The organism is Micromonospora fiedleri (assembly GCF_016774385.1).
In the GTDB taxonomy this organism is placed as follows: Bacteria; Actinomycetota; Actinomycetes; order Mycobacteriales; family Micromonosporaceae; genus Micromonospora; species Micromonospora gifhornensis.
The window spans coordinates 1-443 of the sequence record NZ_JAETXL010000114.1 but is presented as its reverse complement, the minus strand read 5'-3'; the positions used below and the strand labels follow the sequence as shown (position 1 = coordinate 443).

Sequence of the window (443 nt, the reverse complement as noted above, 5' to 3'; positions counted from 1 at the left end):
GAGGCGGCGGCGGCGACGATCCATGCCGGGGCGCGTGGGCTGATCCAGGGCATCGACCATGACCTGACCAGCGCGGTCGCCAAGGCGCTGCTGCTGCTGGCCGCACCGGACCGGGCCAACCGACACCGGATCGCCGACCCGGCGCGGGACACCGCGGCGGTGGGCGGCCAGCGGCCGGCACCCAACGGTCGGCCCACCGGCGACAGCTCCCCGACCTGGACGGCAACGGACGCGGCCGGCAGCCCCGCGATGGTGCCGGTGCAGCGCGGCGAGGATCCGGCCGAGCCGGACGCCGAGGAGGAGAAGGGCGCCGCCGCCAGGCCGCCCCGCGCCGACCGGTCCACTATCTGTCTCCTATACCACTCTAGACGTCTCTAAGACACACCAGTCCGGCTCCGCGTCAAGGCGGACACGCCACTGCCTCCTGAACAAGAGGACACCGG

Annotated in this window: 1 pseudogene; it reads left to right on the top strand. The window is 73.8% G+C overall.

The features are described 5' to 3' along the window. A pseudogene (locus JMF97_RS30885) lies at positions 1 to 297 on the top strand (helix-turn-helix transcriptional regulator); the annotation flags it as partial. Between the last annotated feature and the right edge of the window lie 146 nt (positions 298 to 443).